Source organism: Ignavibacteriales bacterium (assembly GCA_016709765.1).
GTDB lineage: Bacteria > Bacteroidota > Ignavibacteria > Ignavibacteriales > Ignavibacteriaceae > IGN3.
Genome location: JADJMD010000014.1, coordinates 43,321 through 62,022 on the forward strand (window position 1 = coordinate 43,321; position 18,702 = coordinate 62,022).

Annotated in this window: 13 protein-coding genes; 2 read left to right on the forward strand and 11 right to left on the reverse strand. The window is 31.8% G+C overall.

What is annotated here, in order from left to right:
- Window positions 1-89 precede the first annotated feature (89 nt).
- Window positions 90-1,238, reverse strand: coding sequence for a methionine adenosyltransferase (locus tag IPJ23_15835; protein ID MBK7632141.1), 1,149 nt, complete (start codon window positions 1,236-1,238; stop codon window positions 90-92).
- 145 nt (window positions 1,239-1,383) lie between these two features.
- Here IPJ23_15835 and IPJ23_15840 point away from each other — a divergent pair, with 145 nt between their 5' ends.
- A complete protein-coding gene (locus IPJ23_15840; GenBank protein ID MBK7632142.1) occupies window positions 1,384-2,328 on the forward strand; it encodes a nitronate monooxygenase in 945 nt (314 codons plus the stop codon).
- A 77-nt stretch (window positions 2,329-2,405) separates the two neighbouring features.
- Here the strand turns inward: IPJ23_15840 and IPJ23_15845 are convergent, their stop codons facing one another.
- Window positions 2,406-3,632: a 4-hydroxy-3-methylbut-2-enyl diphosphate reductase gene (locus IPJ23_15845; protein MBK7632143.1), complete on the reverse strand. Its 1,227-nt coding sequence runs from the start codon at window positions 3,630-3,632 to the stop codon at window positions 2,406-2,408.
- A 59-nt stretch (window positions 3,633-3,691) separates the two neighbouring features.
- Window positions 3,692-4,168 (reverse strand): hypothetical protein, encoded by a 477-nt coding sequence (locus IPJ23_15850; protein ID MBK7632144.1) that lies wholly within the window; start codon window positions 4,166-4,168, stop codon window positions 3,692-3,694.
- A gap of 88 nt (window positions 4,169-4,256) precedes the next feature.
- On the opposite strand from IPJ23_15850, the gene prfA reads away from it, so the two are divergent.
- On the forward strand, window positions 4,257-5,342 hold the full coding sequence (prfA, locus tag IPJ23_15855; protein ID MBK7632145.1) for a peptide chain release factor 1: 1,086 nt from the start codon (window positions 4,257-4,259) through the stop codon (window positions 5,340-5,342).
- Window positions 5,343-5,346: 4 nt separating this feature from the next.
- On the opposite strand, the gene IPJ23_15860 is transcribed toward prfA, so the two are convergent.
- The 8 genes from IPJ23_15860 to IPJ23_15895 all read right to left on the reverse strand — a co-directional run bounded on the left by IPJ23_15860 (window position 5,347) and on the right by IPJ23_15895 (window position 18,645).
- Window positions 5,347-6,018, reverse strand: coding sequence for a response regulator transcription factor (locus IPJ23_15860; GenBank protein MBK7632146.1), 672 nt, complete (start codon window positions 6,016-6,018; stop codon window positions 5,347-5,349).
- Window positions 6,019-6,024: 6 nt separating this feature from the next.
- Window positions 6,025-9,828: a PAS domain S-box protein gene (locus tag IPJ23_15865; protein ID MBK7632147.1), complete on the reverse strand. Its 3,804-nt coding sequence runs from the start codon at window positions 9,826-9,828 to the stop codon at window positions 6,025-6,027.
- Window positions 9,829-9,854: 26 nt separating this feature from the next.
- Window positions 9,855-11,420 carry a response regulator gene (locus IPJ23_15870; protein MBK7632148.1) on the reverse strand — a complete coding sequence of 522 codons (1,566 nt, stop codon included), beginning with the start codon at window positions 11,418-11,420 and terminating at the stop codon, window positions 9,855-9,857.
- A 76-nt stretch (window positions 11,421-11,496) separates the two neighbouring features.
- Window positions 11,497-11,835: an STAS domain-containing protein gene (locus IPJ23_15875; protein ID MBK7632149.1), complete on the reverse strand. Its 339-nt coding sequence runs from the start codon at window positions 11,833-11,835 to the stop codon at window positions 11,497-11,499.
- Window positions 11,836-11,849: 14 nt separating this feature from the next.
- The gene (locus tag IPJ23_15880; GenBank protein MBK7632150.1) at window positions 11,850-13,232 is read right to left on the reverse strand and encodes a sigma-54-dependent Fis family transcriptional regulator; all 1,383 of its coding nucleotides are present in this window, start codon (window positions 13,230-13,232) and stop codon (window positions 11,850-11,852) included.
- 18 nt (window positions 13,233-13,250) lie between these two features.
- Entirely contained in the window at window positions 13,251-14,483 is a 1,233-nt protein-coding gene (locus IPJ23_15885) for a PAS domain S-box protein (protein ID MBK7632151.1), read from the reverse strand.
- A 110-nt stretch (window positions 14,484-14,593) separates the two neighbouring features.
- Complete coding sequence (locus tag IPJ23_15890; protein ID MBK7632152.1) at window positions 14,594-17,977, reverse strand: hypothetical protein; 3,384 nt, start codon at window positions 17,975-17,977, stop codon at window positions 14,594-14,596.
- Window positions 17,978-17,979: 2 nt separating this feature from the next.
- Window positions 17,980-18,645, reverse strand: a complete 666-nt coding sequence (locus IPJ23_15895; GenBank protein MBK7632153.1) for a DUF4159 domain-containing protein — start codon at window positions 18,643-18,645, stop codon at window positions 17,980-17,982.
- Window positions 18,646-18,702 lie beyond the last annotated feature (57 nt).

The window sequence follows — 18,702 nt, forward strand, 5'->3', positions numbered from 1 at the left end:
TACCTTTGCTTTTTTTATAATAATTTCTTAAGATTGATCAACAGTAACTGAACAATAAACAATCTATTAAAAGTTCACAATTAATAATTTTATTTTTTAACGTACTTTTTAAATACAGGAACAAGATCGAGCTGTTCCCATGTAAAGTCTTTATCATTTCTACCAAAATGACCATAAGCAGATGTTTTTTGATAGATTGGTCTTCTTAGTTTTAATCGTGAGATAATTCCTTTTGGTGTAAGATCAACTTCTTTTTGAATCATTTTTGAAATTGCTGAATCAGAAATTACTCCCGTTCCTTTTGTATCCACAAAAACAGAAATTGGTTTTGCAACACCAATAGCGTAAGAAACCTGTACCAAACATTCTTTAGCAAGCTTTGCAGCCACAACATTCTTTGCGATATGTCTTGCAGCGTAAGTTGCTGAACGATCTACCTTTGAGGGATCTTTCCCTGAAAAAGCTCCGCCGCCATGTGGTGCCCATCCGCCGTAAGTATCAACAATAATTTTTCTTCCCGTCAATCCGCTGTCACCGTGTGGTCCACCAATTTCAAATCTTCCGGTTGGGTTAACAAAATATTTTGTGTTCTTATCCAAATATTTTGCAGGAATAACTTTTTTAATTACATGTTCAAGTACATCAGACTTGATTTTACTTTGTTTTGCATCTCCGTCATGCTGAGTTGAGATCACAACTGCATCAACTCTTAAGGGTTTATTATTATCATCGTACTCAATTGTTACTTGTGATTTTGCATCAGGTCTTAGATAAGGCATTAATTTGGGATTTTTCTTTCTGATATCAGCAAGTTTTTGCATAAGCTTATGTGCAAACATAATTGGCATAGGCATTAGTTCTGGAGTTTGATCACAAGCATAGCCAAACATTATTCCTTGATCCCCAGCTCCACCTGTATCAACTCCTATTGCGATGTCTGGGGACTGTGAATGAATTGCGTTTAATACTGAACATGACTCAGAATCAAATTTATATTCAGCTTTTGTGTACCCAATCTTTTCAACTGTATGTCTAACAATTTTTTGAATATCAACATAAGCAGTCGTTGTAATCTCGCCACCAACTAAAACTAAACCTGTTGTAACAAATGTTTCGCAAGCAACTCTTGCAAAAGGATCCTGTGAATAAATAGCATCTAGCACTCCATCCGATATTGCATCACTAACTTTATCCGGATGACCTTCAGAAACTGATTCTGATGTGAAAAAATATGACATGTATAATTATTCCTTTGAATGATTTTTAATATGCAAATATGGATTTTGAGTGGCAAATTTAACTAATCCCCTCATGATATACAAAATAACTTTAGCTAGATTTAGCTATCTTTTGAGCATTATTTTATCAAATCTTGGAACGCAGATGAACACAAAAATCACTCAACTATTAAACATTGAGCATCCTATTATTCAAGCTGGAATGGTTTGGGTATCCGGTTGGAAATTGGCATCTGCAGTTTCTAATTGCGGCGGATTAGGCTTGATTGGTACCGGGTCAATGAAATCAGACCTACTGAAAGTACATCTGCAGAAGTGCAAAGCTGCAACAGATAATCCTTTCGGAGTTAATATTCCCCTACTAAGAATGGATGCTGATGAACTTATTAGAGTTTGTTTAGATGAAGGTGTAAAAATCTTTTTTACTTCAGCAGGTAATCCCAAAACCTTTACTTCACTTCTTAAAGAAAATGGCTGCACAGTTATTCACGTCGTTGCAAATTTAAAATATGGGCGAAAAGCACAAGAAGCAGGTTGCGATGCTGTAGTTGGAGAAGGTGTTGAAGCTGGCGGTCACAATGGCGCTGATCAGTTAACAACATTTTGTTTGATTCCACAGCTGGTTGATAAGTTAAATATTCCTGTTATTGCAGCCGGTGGAATAGTTGATGGAAGTGGAATTTTAGCCGCACTTTCTTTAGGTTCAGAAGGTGTACAAATCGGGACTCGATTTGCTGCTACCGTTGAATCATCCGCTCACGAAAATTACAAACAAGAAATTGTTAATTCAGGAGATCAAGATACTGTACTTGCCTTTAAGAAAATTGGTTTGGTAAGAATGATTAAAAATGATTTTGCATTCCGTGCAATGAAAGCTGAGAATGAAGGATGGAATGAAGAGCAATTACGAGAGTTACTTGCAACCAAACGGGAACGATCAGGAATTTTTGAAGGAGATTTAGTTGAAGGAGAACTTGAAGCTGGGCAAGGCGTTGGATTGATAAATGATATCCCTACCGTTAAAGTTTTATTTGAGAGATTGCTTCGAGAGTTTAAAACCGCAAATGAAAAAATTAATATAATAGGTTAAAGATTTTTATAAACATTATTAATCTTAAAAAATCAATTTATATTAAAATAATTAGTGTGCCAGTTATTTTTTATAATTTAGCTCTTAAGAAAATCATCAATCACCTCATCTACATCTTGAGCAGTTGGAAAGAATGAATGCACTTTTCTTAAAACTGCTTCTACAACTGCATCAGGACAGCTTGCGCCACTGGTTAGAATAATATCAACAATTTTCTTTGCGGGTAGGTAATTTTCAGTTTCAATTTCATTATGCTGATAAATATTATAATGCTTTATCAACTTGTCACTAATAATTTTTTCTTCAGAAGAAATAAAATATGTTGGAAGTTTTTCATCACACAATTCAACAATATGTGATGTATTTGAGCTGTTGTACCCACCAACAACGATTGCAAAATCAGCATCTTCTTTTAATATTCCATATGTAGCTTCCTGATTATCATTCGTAGCATAACAAAGTGTATCGCGCGTATCTGCAAAATGTTCTTTAAGATTTTCTGTGCCGAATTTTTTAATCATAGCGTCTTTTAACAAATCAGCAATTGCTTGTGTTTCAGTTGCAAGCATTGTAGTTTGATTTACAACTCCCACTTTTTGCAAATCTTTTTCAAAATTAAAACCATCAGAAATTTTTCCATCGAATACTTTATAAAATTCTTCTTCCAGATTTTTATTAAGGATAAAAGAAGCAAGCACTTTTGTTTCTTCAATATCTCTAACGATAATAGATTTAGCATTAGTTTTACTATGCGAAAAGGTTGCACGTGTTTCTTCGTGATAAGATTTTCCGTGAATGATAACTGTAAAATCTTCATTACCAAGTTGCTCACTTCTGTTCCAAACCTTTTCTACAAAAGGACAGGTTGTGTTATATCTATAAGGATTAATACCTATTTCATTTAACTTTTTTTCGATTTCAATTGTTGTTCCGAATGCTGGAATAATTACAATATCATCTTTACTTAGTTCATTCCACTCTATTAAATGATTACCGGAAGTATTTTGCAAAAATTTCACCCCAAGATTTTCAAGATCCTTATTTACACCTGGATTATGAATCATCTCACTCAGTAAATAAATCTTTTTTCCAGGATTTTCTTCTATTGTTTTATATGCAATTTCAATTGCATTCTCAACTCCATAACAAAAACCAAAATGGCGCGCCAAATAAAATCTAACGGGGCCAAAATCCAAGAGTGTTGGCGTAAAATCTTTTTTCCTTGGATCCGAATCTTTTCTAGAATTTTTAATTCTTGTTATAAAAGAACTTCTATAAATATTTGGGATATTAAAATTTTTCAATAATAGTCATTTGATGTTTTAATATTTAACAGATTAAAAATAAATAAAGTTCTATTTACTCATATAATTTTTATTACATCATCCGCAGAAACTTCATAATCCATAATAAATTTCTCTTTACTTGGTCTATTAAAAAAGAAAAGCACTATAATGATGATAAATAACGCGGCAAAAAAATAATTTGTGGTAATTATCATTATAGAAATGCTAAAAAAATTAGCACCTTCCAAAAGCGCTAGTTTTATTATGTTACTAGTACGATAGGAAACAAGTTTCTTTTCTAAAGATAAGCTTTTATCAAATTCGCTTACTTGTTTTGTATAAATAAACTTTGAGGCAAAAATAGTGGATAATACTACTAAAGGAGTGACAAGCATGAAAATTGTATTGAATCCATCCATACCAATCGCATTGTTTGTTTGGATTAAAAATATGCCTACAATAAAATATATTGTTTGCGCTGCAAACAATGTAAAGAACAACACATTTATTGTTAAAAAATGGTTTTCAAAAGTTTTCGGATTTTCATTATTCATTTAAGGAAACCTTAAGTTAATAAATTACTCGGTTTTAGAAATCAGTAGCTACTTCAGTATATTTACAATCCAAATTTAGAGAATTGAAATGAATTTATTAGAACGATTAGAAAAAATTAAACTGCGTTTTGATCAGCTAAACTCGCAGCTTTCTGATGCAGCCAATGCGAATGACTACGATAAAATTAAAAATCTAAACAAAGAAAGAATTAATTTAGAAGAAATTATTGCTGCATACGAAAAATATTCAACTGTGATAAAAAATATTGAAGGAAATCTTGAAATAATTAATTCATCTAAGGAATCCGAACTTGTTGAGATGGCTCAAATGGAGCTTGATGAATTAAAACATCAAAAAGAAGTTATGGAAGAAGAAATAAAAGCACTACTTCTTCCAAAAGATCCAAACGATGATAAAAACATAATTATGGAAATCAGAGCAGGTACCGGTGGTGATGAGGCCGCTTTGTTTGCAAATGACCTTTTTAGAATGTACTCTCGATATTCCGAAATTTGCGGCTGGAAATACGAGTTAATTGATTTAAATGAAACCGGTTTAGGAGGAATTAAAGAAGTCATATTTTCGATAAACGGGCAAAGTGTTTATGGCAATTTAAAATTTGAATCCGGTGTTCATAGAGTTCAACGTGTTCCTGAAACAGAGGGGAGCGGAAGAGTTCACACATCTGCAGCTTCCGTTGCTGTTATGCTTGAAGTTGAAGATGTTGAAGTTGATGTTAATATGAATGATGTAAAAATTGATATTTTTAGATCCGGCGGAGCAGGCGGACAGAATGTAAATAAAGTTGAAACAGCTGTGCGAATGACTCATATTCCCACCGGTCTGGTAGTTCAATGCCAGGATGAAAGATCCCAATTAAAAAATAGAGTTAAAGCTATGAAAGTTTTAAAAGCCAGACTTTATGATCTTGAATTGAAAAAACATAATGCCGAACAATCTGCTCTAAGAAAAGCTATGGTTGGAAGTGGTGATAGAAGTGATAAGATAAGAACGTACAATTATCCACAAAATAGAATTACTGATCATCGTATAGGATTAACATTATATAACTTATCAAATATAATGGAAGGACATTGCGAAGAATTAATTGAGCAGTTAAAGATTGCGGACAAAACTGAAAAACTACAATCAGCAGAAGTCGAACAATTTTAGTTTATTATTCCTCTTTAAAAATAAAAACACCTGAATGAATTGCGAAGCTGATAAGCTCACTAAGCTTTGTAACCTTTAGTTTACTAAAAATATGACTTCGATGATTACTTACAGTTGAAAGGCTAATAAATAATTTATCAGCAATCTGTCTTGTGGATAAACCATCAACCATTAAACCTGCAATTTCAATTTCACGAGCAGTAAGTTCATACTTTTTAAGAAATTCATTTCGTTTATGATTTATTAAAGTGTCTGATGTAACTGTTGCAACAGATTTTGTGATTTTAGGATCGAAATAAGTTTCATTATCTATAATAATTTTAATTGCGTTAACAACTTTATCCATCTCAGACATTTTAAGTATGTAACCTTCAACGCCTATTTTCAGAGCTTCAAGGATAAAATTTGCTTCATCGTGCATGGTTAATAGTAGTATTTTAGTTTCAGAATACAGCAGTTTAATATTTCTTGCAGCTTTAATACCATCCATTTTTTCCATTCTGATATCCATTAGGACTATATCAGGCTTCAACCTTGGTACAAGTTCGCATGCTTTAAAACCAGAATCTGCTTCACCCACAATTTCAAAATCTCCTTTAAGTTCCAGTACTGTCTTTATTCCTTCGCGTAGTACTGGATGATCATCAACGATTAATATTTTAATTTTATTCTGCATAAATAATTATAATGGAATCTTTATGAAATATTTAAATCCTTCACCGGGTTTTGTTTCTACTACAACTTCACCCTTCACCGATTTTATTCTTTCAGAGATATTATTTAATCCAAAAGTATTTTTACTTTTATAAAATTCTTTCTTGTCTGATCCGATTCCATCATCCCATATTTTTATTGATAATGAATCATTCCAACTAGATATTTCTACACCCGCATTTACACATTGAGAATGTTTAACAATATTATTTAACGCTTCTTGAACAACACGATAAATTATCAATTCAATTTCTTTTGTTGGCAGTTGAGAAATATTTGATGCGGAATATTCTAGTTTAATATTTGATGACTGTTTTATTCTCTCACATAGCAATTCGATACTGGAAATTAATCCTAACTTTTCCACATCTGAAGGCTTAAGATCATTTATGATACGCCTAATTTCATCGCCTGCATTAATAAGCATTCCTAATGCCTCATCAATTTCGGCTCTACTATGTTCGGATTTTAATTTGATAATATCAAGTTTAAGTTTAGCCGTTGTAAGCTGCTGTCCAATTCCGTCATGCAGTTCTTTCGCAATTCTATTTCTTTCGGTTTCAATGGTTTTTATAATTGTTGAGATACGAATTTTTTCTTCTAATAATTTTTTACTCACTTCTGCAGATTTTTGATTTTCTGTTACATCATCTAGTAGCAGAACATACATCCTATTCGTTTCATCAAAAATCACAGAGTAAATTCTGTAGACTAAAGTGTGGTTGTATAGATTTGAATAAATTTTATTCTTTTCGTTATCAATTTTAATCGGAACGCTAAGTAAAAATCCATTCTGAGTATCAAGATTTGATAGACTATTCTTGTAATTGTTTTTTAGAAGAAATTCATCTGCAAAAATGTTAAAGCCTTGATTGGGCGGAAGAAAATCATTTAAGTTCAAAAACATTTCATTGGCTGCTTTATTAAAATCTAACAAATGACCATCTAAACTAAATGTTAATATCCCCAATGGCGACTGTGAAATTAAAGACTGCAATTCTATGGTTCGTTCTGTAACACGTTTCTCTAATTCTGATTCAACTTCTTTCTGCAATGTAATATCGCGACCAACAGCCTGTATTTCTATTATCTTACCGTTATAATCGTGAATTGCATAATCTTCCCACGAAAACCATCGGTAACCATTAGATGTTAATGCTCTTTGCTGGATTACAATACGAAATGGAGGCACATTTAGTTTTTTCATTTCTTCCAGAGTCGAACCAACATCATCAGGATGAATGAGCGGTGTAAATGATTTGCCAATAAGTTCATCTCTTTTTTTTCCAAATACTGCACAGTAAGCATCATTAATAAAAGTAAAATTTCCATCACCATCCACTCTTACTACAAGATCAGATTGAGATTCTACAATACCTTTATACCGATCAATACTTGTTATTAATTCAACTTGAGTGTCCCTTAAATCTTTTGTTCGCAGATCAACGGCTAATTCTAATTTTTTTGTATATTTTTTTTGCTGTAAATAATTATACGCACTATACATTAAGAATAGAAGTAAAGCTAATAAGCTAAACTGAAAAAGAAATTCCTGGTAATAATATTTCCGAATAGTGATCACTGATGATTTTTGCCATTTACTCCATATCCCTTTAGAGTTTTTTACACGTGCGGAAAAAATATAATCACCATAAGCAAGATTATTAAACCTGGCTGAAGTTGAAGTAGTGTAAAATTGATCTTCCCAATCGCTCCCTACCTTCGCTAATTTAATCTGATAAGAATTTCTTTTTTCATCAATAAAAGATAAACCACGATAATGAAATGTTAAATTATTTTTTTCAGGATCTACTTCAACATCCAAATTAACTGCATGTCGAAGATTTGATGCGTCATCAAAACCTAATATTATTAATTTAGGAGGATATAAGTTATAATCAGGTTCTTTTCCAGTGTACATGGAAACACCTTCATCTGTGCCAATCCAAACATTTCCTTTACTATCAACAAAGCCGGCAGCTCTATTAGTTTCATTACCGGCTAGTCCATCGCTTTTATTATAACGATTTAAGTCTTTGCCATCCCATTTTAAAACACCATTATTAGTACCAAGCCAGATATTTTTTGATGAATCTTGTATGATGAAATATATCGGCTCCTTAATGCTTTGATCATTAAAATTAAATACTATCAAGGAATCATTTTTAAGCCTATATAGCCCATTTGCAGATCCAACCAATAACCCTAGCGTATCACTATTAAAAACTGAAAATAAGTTACTTATTTCAATATCATATTTTTTTATCTCACCAGCTGATTGAAAATTGTATTTTTCTAGACCAGTAATAGTAGCTATATATATTACAGAATCACTTATGGCAATACCTGCTCTAACATGTTTGCCCTGATAATCACTTAGAAAAAATAATCTATCATCTTTAATCTGCCCAAATCCATTGTCTGTACTTACTAAAAAATTTTTTTTATTTATTCTGATTATAGCAAGGTATTTTCTTGCTTCAATAGAATTAATCCAGCTTATTCTTTGAATTTCCTCAAGTTTTCCAATTCCTGATTGCAAAGAGCTAAAATAGATAACATTCTTAATTACATCATGATAAGAATCTATAATTCGATGTATCTTATTATCGGTGCTATTAGCTAGACTTTTTTTAGAAACTTTTTCATCAAAAAGTGTTGAAAATCCATAATTATGTCCAAAAAATATTCTGCCAGAGTTAAATTCTGAAATTGTACTTACTTCAGATTCTAGCAATCCATTTTCTTGAGAATAGTTTTTAAATGGAATGTATGAAAGTTTGTAAATGCCACGAAGGCTGGTTATCCATACATTTTCTTCATAATCTAAAAATATTTTAGTTCCACCCCTGTCACTATTGGGAGTCTCAATTATAATTTTTTCGAATTTTTTTGTTTTTAGATTAATAGAAAATATTGTTGCTGAATTTCCAAAAATAATTTTATCAGAGAAATGATATACAATAGAGTAGGGTTCATTAAAACCCATATATCGTATATTAAAATCAAATTCAAATTTTTTTAATCTTCCCTCAGAAAATATTCCTATCCAGTCAGTACTTAATAATAATATTGTTTTTTTATCCGGGATTATCGTCTTCGAACAATCCATGCTTAAAATTCTCTGATCAATATTCATAGAGCTAAAATTAAAATTCTTTATTAACCCTGCTGTATCAATAATCGAAACCCCTTTGTATGTAGAAACATATAATTCATTATCAACTTTTAGTAAACTACTAACCGTGTCACTTAACAATCCATTTTGATTGGATAATTTAGACCACTTTCCATTACAGTATTTTATTAAGCCTTTATTTATTGTTGAAATATGAATTATTCTATTGTTCAGGGAATAACTAACATCAATTGCATTAGAATAATTTGGAGCAGAAATTATCTTTTGCGAGATGGCTAAAACTCTACTTTTACCATCGTTTATATAAATTAATTTCTGTTTAAATAATTCTTTCGGTAAAAACCAAATTATTCCTTTTTCATCAATCTTTATAGAGATATATTCAACTTCTGGAACTCCATCTTTCTCACCAAATTTTGTCCATTCGAGCCCATCATACATCGCGATACCAGATGCCATTGCAATCCAAATCCTTCCTATTGAATCTTGAGCAATATCATTCACACGATTATCAGGTAATCCGTTGTCAGTTGAGTATTTTGTTATTAAAAAACTTTGTGGTTGAGAGATTGAAGTGAAGAGAAACAGGAGAGTAATTATTAAGGGGAAAACAATGTTAATTTTATCAAACATTATATTTTATTTTCCCCGATTCTTGGCTAGTTTTTTACACTTATCAAAATCAAACTAACATCATCATCATATTCTGAACCTGTGAATTCATCAAATTTCCTTTGTATGATTTCAAGCGGATTTTCATCGAGTTGAACATTTTTTATAATTTCATAAAGTCTGTGTTCGCCAAAACTTTCTAATGTTTTTGCTCTCGAGTCAGTTATTCCATCTGTTGTTAAATAAACTTGCTCACCTTCTGAAAGCTGTAAAACATTGTCTTCGTACTCCCCAATTTTAGAAAAACCAAGCAGCAACCCTTTTGATTTAATACTTAAAAGTTCGCCTTTATTGTTTTTATAAATAATTGGAATATCCCCCGCACCTGAATACTTGAGCTCTTTTGTTTTATTATTAATAATTATAATAGATAGAGTTGCAAATACTTCAGATATTTTCGTATCACCATATACTGTTAGATTAACTTGTTGCAAAATCTCAGAGGGAGAATATTCTTTTGCATTTTGTAAAACACTTCTTAACGCACTTCTAATATAACCTGCATATGCATAAGCAAAATACCAAGCGCCCCATTTTTTGCCCATCACATCGCCAAGAATTATTACTAAATTATTTTCATCAAGTTGATAATAATCTAAAAAATCTCCGCCAGGAATTCCTTTAAAAGGAATATGCATATGGGAAATTGAAAATCCTTCAAACACGGGAAAAGTATCTGGTACTACTTTTGTTCTTAAGGAACTTGTTGCCTCTTGTAACTCTGAAATTACTTTTTTTCTTTCATTGCCAAGACTTTTTATAATTGCAGAGACTTTTGCAACAACTAATTTTGGTCCCGCAGTTTTAACAACATAATCAGTAATTGCTAAATCATAGCCTTCAAGAATATCCTCTTCACTTCCTTTTGCTGTTAGAAATATAAATGGAATGTCTTTTAAGGAAGGTATTTCAAGAAGCATTCTTCTAAATTCAAATCCATCAACTTTAGGCATCATTATATCTGAAACAATTACATCGGGAATTTTATTTTTAAATATATCCATCGCTTCATCAACGCTGTTAGCCACAGTACATTCATAGCCCGCTTTTTCCAGATTATATTTGAACAGCCTGGACATGGATGTATCGTCATCAACAAATAATATTTTAGGTGTAACTTCATCAAAAGATTTCTTTAAACTTTTTCTTATTCCATAAGTTCTATAAATGTCTGATCTTCTGATAAGCGCTTGTGTTTTTAAAATTAACTCTTTTATATCAAAAGGTTTTGTTATGATGTCGTCGCCGCCTGATTCAACAGCCTTTGACTTATCTTCAAGAGTGTTTTTTGCAGTTACAAATATGAATGGAAGAAACCTGTGATTTTCATTTTCACGAACTTTCTGGCAAAACTCAAATCCATCCATACCTTCCATAGTTACATCGGAAAGGACTAAATCTATTTTTTCAGTTTTTAGAATATCAAAAGCTTGATATGAATTTTCAGCTTCGAAAGGAATGAAGTTATTTAATTTTAAATGATGAGTAATAAGCTTTCTTATAGTTTTGTCATCATCAATAATTAAAACTGATCTTTTTTCAGATTCGGACATTTAATAATAGCTTAGTTTATAATTTTTTTGATGAATATAATTAATCGTTTCTGCAAACATTAACGGACAAAACTATTTACTTAAAACTTTGTACCGCTTCGTCGGTAGATTTAAATGATTCAAAAACACGGTACATTCTTGTTAACTCAAACATTGAGTGAACAGCGGGCTGAAATCCTACTAAACGAAGATCTCCGCCAAGCCCTGTTAGTTTTTTTAACGATACCACAAGGCTTCCGAGAAAAGTTGAATCTATAAATTCGCAGGATGAAAGATCTACAACAATTTTTTTGAAACCTCTTTGAATTTCATTTACAAGTACTTGTTTGAATTCTTCAGCTTCAACTAATGTTGCTCTTTTAAGATTAACTGTTAATACGATAACATCGTCTATATCTTGTCTAAAAAATTCCATATTATTTTTTCTCTCTATTCTGTTGATCTGTTTTCAATTTTATATTTGTCCATTAGCCTGTAGATTGTTGCTCTGCCAAGCTGCAATCTTTTTGCGGCTTCTACGATATTACCGTTTGTAATATTTAAAGCATGTCTAATAGATTCTTCTTTTAATTTTTCAAATGGAATTACTGTTTCATCGCTAAACAATGGACCAGTATATTCAACTCCGCTTGAACTTTCGCCGGATCTTAAATGTGCAGGAAGATCTTCAACATCGATTGTATCTTTATCCGTAATAATCAAACATCTTTCAATTGTATTTTCCAACTCTCTAACATTTCCAGGCCAGTTGTACTCATAAATAAGTTTTAAAGCTCTCTTAGAAAATCCTTTAGAATTTTTCTGAAGCTTCGCACTAAACTTCATGATAAAATGTTCTGAGAGAACAAGAACATCGCTTTTACGATGTCTTAATGGCGGAATTGAAATCGGGAAAGAGTTCAATCTGTAGTAAAGGTCTTCTCTAAACTCCTTATTTTCAACAGCCTTTTTAAGATCTCTATTTGTTGCGGATATTATTCTTACATCCGTTTTAATTAATTCTGTACCCCCGACTCTTTCAAATTCTTTTTGTTGGATTACGCGAAGCAACTTTGCCTGAAGCAGCATTTCAAGTTCACCAACCTCATCCAAAAATATTGTACCGCCTTTAGCTATTTCAAATTTTCCAAGCTTACGAGCGTGCGCACCAGTGAACGATCCTTTTTCGTGCCCAAACAATTCGCTTTCCAAAAGTTCTCGAGGAATTGATGCACAATTTACTACAACAAAAGGTTTATCTTTTCGCTGCCCGTTATAATGGATTGCGCGGGCAATAAGTTCTTTACCGGTTCCACTTTCACCATAAATTAAAACTGTAATGTCATTATGTAGTACTTTTGTTACAAGTTTAAAAACATCCTGCATTTTTCCATCTGAAGAAATGATACTTTCAAAACTATACTCTTTTTTTACATTCTCTTTTAAATGGAGGAGTTCACGTGTAAGATCATAACTTTTTATCGAATTTTTAATCGCAAGTTCTAATTTTTGTTGATCAATTGGTTTTGTAAAATAATCAAAAGCACCATATCTAAGTGCTTCAACAGCAACCTCAATACTTCCCTGTGCGGATAGCATAATAACCGGAATGTTTTCATCAAATTGTTTAATTCTTTTAAGAGTTTCAATCCCATCCATTCCCGGCAGCATAATATCTAATAGAATTACATCGGGCTTTTTGCTAAGATTTTTTAGAGCATCTTCAGCATTAGAAAAAGTTTCTACCTGATACTTCCATTTATCTTTAGCCCAATAGCTAAGAAGTTTTGAAATCGCTTGCTCATCATCCACTATAAAGATCAGTTTGTCCACTTTGTTTTCCTATTATTTCTAATCTCGATTATTCTTTAATAATTTTATTAAAACAGAGGTTCCTTTATTAGGTTCGCTCTGAATATTGATTAAACCTTTGTGCAAATCTACAATTTGTTTTACAAAAACCAATCCCATACCGGCACCAGAAATATCAGAGTCCGGACGATTAACTCTGTAAAACTTTTGAAAAAGAAATGGTAAATCCTTTTCAGGTATTCCAATTCCTGTATCTGTAATAATAATTTCTACTTCCCGAAAAAGATTATTTAGTATTACTTTTATTCGTCCACCATTTTTAGAAAACTTGATAGAATTTTCCAGTAATGAATCTAACGCCTGAAGTAAACGTTCCTCATCAGCCTCAATTATTATTTCATCATAAGGGGCTTCCAAAGTTAAAATAACATTTATGGAAGATAATGCTTCTTTACCATTATCGATCATTTTTTTGATTAATTTAACAATGTTTACCTTCGATTTGTTAAGTGCGATTCTTCCAGTTTCCATTCGAGAGAGGTCCAAAACATCATTGATAAGCTTTGCTAATCTTTTGCCTTCATTAAGAATGATTAAATTAAACTCATTTCTCATCTCTAAGGGCATATTAGGATCAGAGGCTATGGTTTCTGAAAATCCTACGATTGAAGCAAGAGGTGTGCGCATTTCATGAGAGATGTTAGATACAAATTCACTTTTCATCTTGTTTAATTCTTCCAACATCATTTTGTGATGTGATGATCTTGCTCTTTCCAATGCAATTAGTCTTTCGGCTTCCATCAATTTTGGTTTAATATCCGTTAACTCATTTTCAAGTTTTCTTTGTAATGTAACATCTTTACCAACACCAAGCAGACCGATAATCTTACCATTTTTTCTTACTGTTCTAATACTAACCTGATAACGATTAATCTTTTCATATTTATTTATAAGTGATGCTTCAAAAAATGAGTTATCGTTTTTAAGGGCAAGATTAATAGAGGCACTAACAAGTTGTGTATGAATTGGATCAATTAAATCCAAAAAGTGTTTACCAATTAATTCTTCTGAGGCATAATCTAAAGATGAGGCACCAAATTGATTAATAGAAAGAATTAACCCATCTTCATCAAGAATAAAAAACAATTCACGAGCAACATCAAAAAGTCCTAAAAAAAGTTCTTTCCAATCACCAAGCTCAAGCAATTTTTCAAGATCAAAGTCATTTTTTGATCCTAAATCTTTTGTTTCTTCCACTAAATTTTCGAACATCTTTTGATAAACATTTTGTATAAAATCCGAATGAATAATAGGTTAGAAAATAAAAGGATTTTGATTGGAAATCAAACATAGAATTGAACTAAATAACACTTTGCAACGTTTTAATTATTGATTTTTTCTCTTTCTAGTGCATCATAGTACTTTCTAATCAAATCTTCATAATCTTTACTGTAGCCTTCTTGCACTGCACGATTTAACTCATCCTTTAATTTTTCTTTACCTTTTTGATTAGAAAGATTTAATTCGACAGGGCTATTACGTGTAAAGTTGTTACCGCTTTCTGATTTTCTTTCTTTCTCAAAATCTCTCTCATTTATTGATCTTTGTGCATCCAAAAGTTTTGATAATATCTTTTCCTGCTTTTGGATTAAATCATCGGTTAGTTTTTCAGTATTCATATCAGTTACAACTTCGCGCATTTGATTTACAATATTTTCAAGATCGGCTGGAATTTTTTTTGATTCCCCACTTTGCTTAGCCTCTTTATTTAATTGTTCAAGAGATTTTTGGATTAACTGCTGCTGCTGCGCTAATCTTTGCATTTGTCCCTGTTGTTCAGGCGACATTTGACCTTGCTGCATTTGCTGAAGCATTTGCGTCATATTATTTAGATCCATTTGCTGTCCGGACATTTTTTGTAATTGCTGCATAAGTGACATCATTCCCCCGCTGCCATTGCCGCCTTGCATCATTGATTCAAGAGAACTCTTCATCATATTAGCCGCTTCATTCAAATGCATCATTGCATCTCCTTGCGATAGTGTTGCCATGCTTCCATTTCTGTTTTGCATCGATTGCATTGACTGATTCATCTTTTGATTTGCATTACCTAGTGCTTTTCCCATCTCAGGTGAGATCGCAAAAGTTTTTTGGGATAGCTCTGACATTTGATCTAAAAGCTTATTAAGATTTTTTTTGATTTCATTTTGCTTTTGCAAGTTTTGTTCAAACTGAGATGAATTTGGATCAACATTCTGAAGTTTATTTTTTAATTCTTCCTGCTGTTTTGATAGCGACAAAATATTATCCAGAATCCGCATCATATCCGTAAAAGTTTGCATCTGATTTTCCTGCTGCATCTGTTCTTGCATCTGTTGCATACTTGATTTCATCTGCTGCATATTTTTAGAAAGCTGTTGCTGATTTTTTTGCGCTTTCTGTTTTTGATTTTGTTTTAAGTCTTGTTTTGTCTGATCAGAAAGTTCTTCATTTTTTTGCTTCTCAAATTCCTCTTGTAACTTTTCCATTTCCTCATTTGGCATGTCTTTAAGTTCGCTCATTTTATCCTTAAGGTCATCCATTTTTTCTTTCAATCGATCAAGTTCCTTAGAAATTTCATCCTGCTTATTACTTAGTTCCTCGGATTTTTTTTGATCAGACAGATCACTCTTTTTTGTTTCTTCACTAAGTTCATTCTGTTTCTGTTCAAGATTTTCAGCTCGTTTAACCATCTCATCCATTTTCTGTTCAATCTGAATTCGCTTTAATAAGTTCATAGTTCGTTCAATACTTTTCTTAAACTTCTCCTCATCCATTTTCATTTGGTTCATTGCATCCTGAGTCTGATTACGATTCATTTTCTCAAGTGCATCCTGCATTTTCTGCATAGCTTTCTTCATTTCATCACTTGTCATCTCATCCATCAACTTCTGAAGTTCCATATACTTTTCAAGCGTTTCTTCAGAAAGTAATTGATTCTGCTGAAGTTCATTCTGCATCTGTTTTAACTGCTCACTGGCAGTTTCTATTTTTTCTTGCAGCTTTTCAAACTTATCTAAAGTCTGTTCAATTTTTTCTTTTTCTTCCCAGGTTATTTCTTGTTTATCCTGTTTTAAATCTTTATCAATCTTTTCCAATTCCTTCTTAAGTTCTTCGGCTTCTTTTAAAGTTTCCTGCATTTCATCCTGAACATTATCCTGTGTTTCATCAGCATTTGTTAATATTTCATCCAACGAAGGTACACGAACATTTATAATTTGGGTCTTTGCAGATTTTGGTCCACTTATATTATCGTTATCAAATATTTCCAAGTAGAAAGAATAAACATCATTAACGGCGGGATTTATTTGAGTAAGATTCCAGATATGATCAATTATCTGTTCTTTTATCCTTTTATCAAATACAATTTCAATCGATGTAAACTTTTCCTGTGGAGCTTCATATTTAGAAGCAGCTAATTTGTAATTAAGATTAAGTTTAGAAAAACCGTAATCATCATTAATCTTTACCTCAATAGGTACTCTACTGTCATTCGCAAGATTGATATCTTGTTTTGGATAAGCTAATTCAATAGTGGGTGTGGAATCATAAATTGCTTTTAAATAATATCTAACTGGCTGAAGATTCTGATTTTCATTAAGATCCTGTAATAAAATAACGTAAGAATTATCTTTTTTAATTCTAAAAGATCCCTTAACAAAATTATTTTTAACAGAAAGATTTATTTTTGTTGTGTCTTCAAATTCTATTTGTGCTGATTTTAATTCTTTGTTGGAAAGCAAACTAATCTCAACAGTACTACCAACTAGTGCCGAAATATTTCCGTTATCTTTTTGTTCAAGTACCGGGATATTTGAATAACCGGGAGAAATTACTTTTACATCTAAAGAACGAATTACCGGTCTATCAATTACCTTTATTTTAGACTCTTCACTTTTTATATCTTCAGCGAATGCAAAGTAATTTAGAGATGAGCGCAATTGCTGGATTGAAAAGTTATAATCGCCAACAGAATCTTTTTTAAGCTCATGCTCTTCAAAATTTGTTTGAGATTCTTCGCGGGTTAGTAAAAAAACCTTCTTAGGCATTTCTCCTTTTATACGAATTATAAAATCAACATTCTCACCTTTTGTGATTTCTGTATTACCTGGATAAATTTCAAAATAAAATTTCGCAGGTGGAATAAATTCCTGATTAAAGTTTATTAATCTGTGTGATGCGGCTTGCAGACCAGGAACAAATCCAAATACTAGAGCTGATAAAACAAATACCAACAAAAAATAAATCGAGAATTTTTTGACTTTTGCAAAATCAACTATACTTTCAAACCTTATTGGTTTTGAACGTTCGTAGACATTTTTAAAAGCAGCATCAAGTAAACTAGGCGAATAGATTATTTTTGTTTTACCAGATGAAACAAGCTGCATTGCGTTTAGCAGATCATCCTTAATTTCTGGAAATTGTTTTCCTACTTTGGCTGCAGAATAAAAATAATCCCACTTCTTAAAAATATTAAAATATTTTAATATCGGAATTAAAATCAAATAGCTTGTTGCCCCAAGTATGGTCAGAACAAATACAAAAAGTAAAATAGTTCTAACAATAGAATTGAAATTTCCAATTAGCTCAACTAAACTAAACACAGTGAATCCAGCAATAATTATAATGACTGTTATTACTAATCCAATAAGAAAATGAGCCGTGTACTCTTTCTTTATAAGTAATTCTAATTTAGTAATTATTTCTTTGTAAAAACTTGAATTCATTTTTATTTACTTAATGCATAAATAATTATGTTAGCACCAAACTTAAGTGCTTCTTCTCTTTTGTTTTGCGGGTCATTATGTACCTCAGGATCAGCCCAGCCATCGCTTGGATTTGATTCAAAAGTATATAGTACCGTTAATCTTGTTCCTAAAAACATTCCAAATGTTTGCGGAGGATTTTTATCATGCTCGTGTGTTTTTGGTATTCCGTTTTCAAACTTATAAAAAATGTTAAATATCTTGTGTGAAAAAGGAACCTCAATAAAATCATTTACGGGAAAAACCTTTTTCATTTCTCTGCGTATCGCTTTATCCATTCCGTAATCATCATCAATGTAAAGAAAACCACCATTTTCTAAATATGTCCTTAAACGATTAACCTCGTCGGTTGAAAAAACGACATTACCATGTCCAGTTAAAAATAAAAATGGGTATGAGAAAATTTCATCGCTGGATACATCAACAAATTTATATTCTGCGTTAACTTTAATGTTTGTATTTGCCTGAACAAATTTTAATAGATTTACTTCTGCAGAAGGATCGTTGTACCAATCACCGCCGCCACTGTATTTAAGACGCGCAATTTGAAAACCTGTTTCATTCTGTGAATAAATGTTTACAGAATAACAAAGTATAATTGACAGAAATATTGTTTTACTAATAATCATTACGATTTAATATATTTACACATAAAGTGAATAGCAATTTAGAAAATTAGCTGGAAT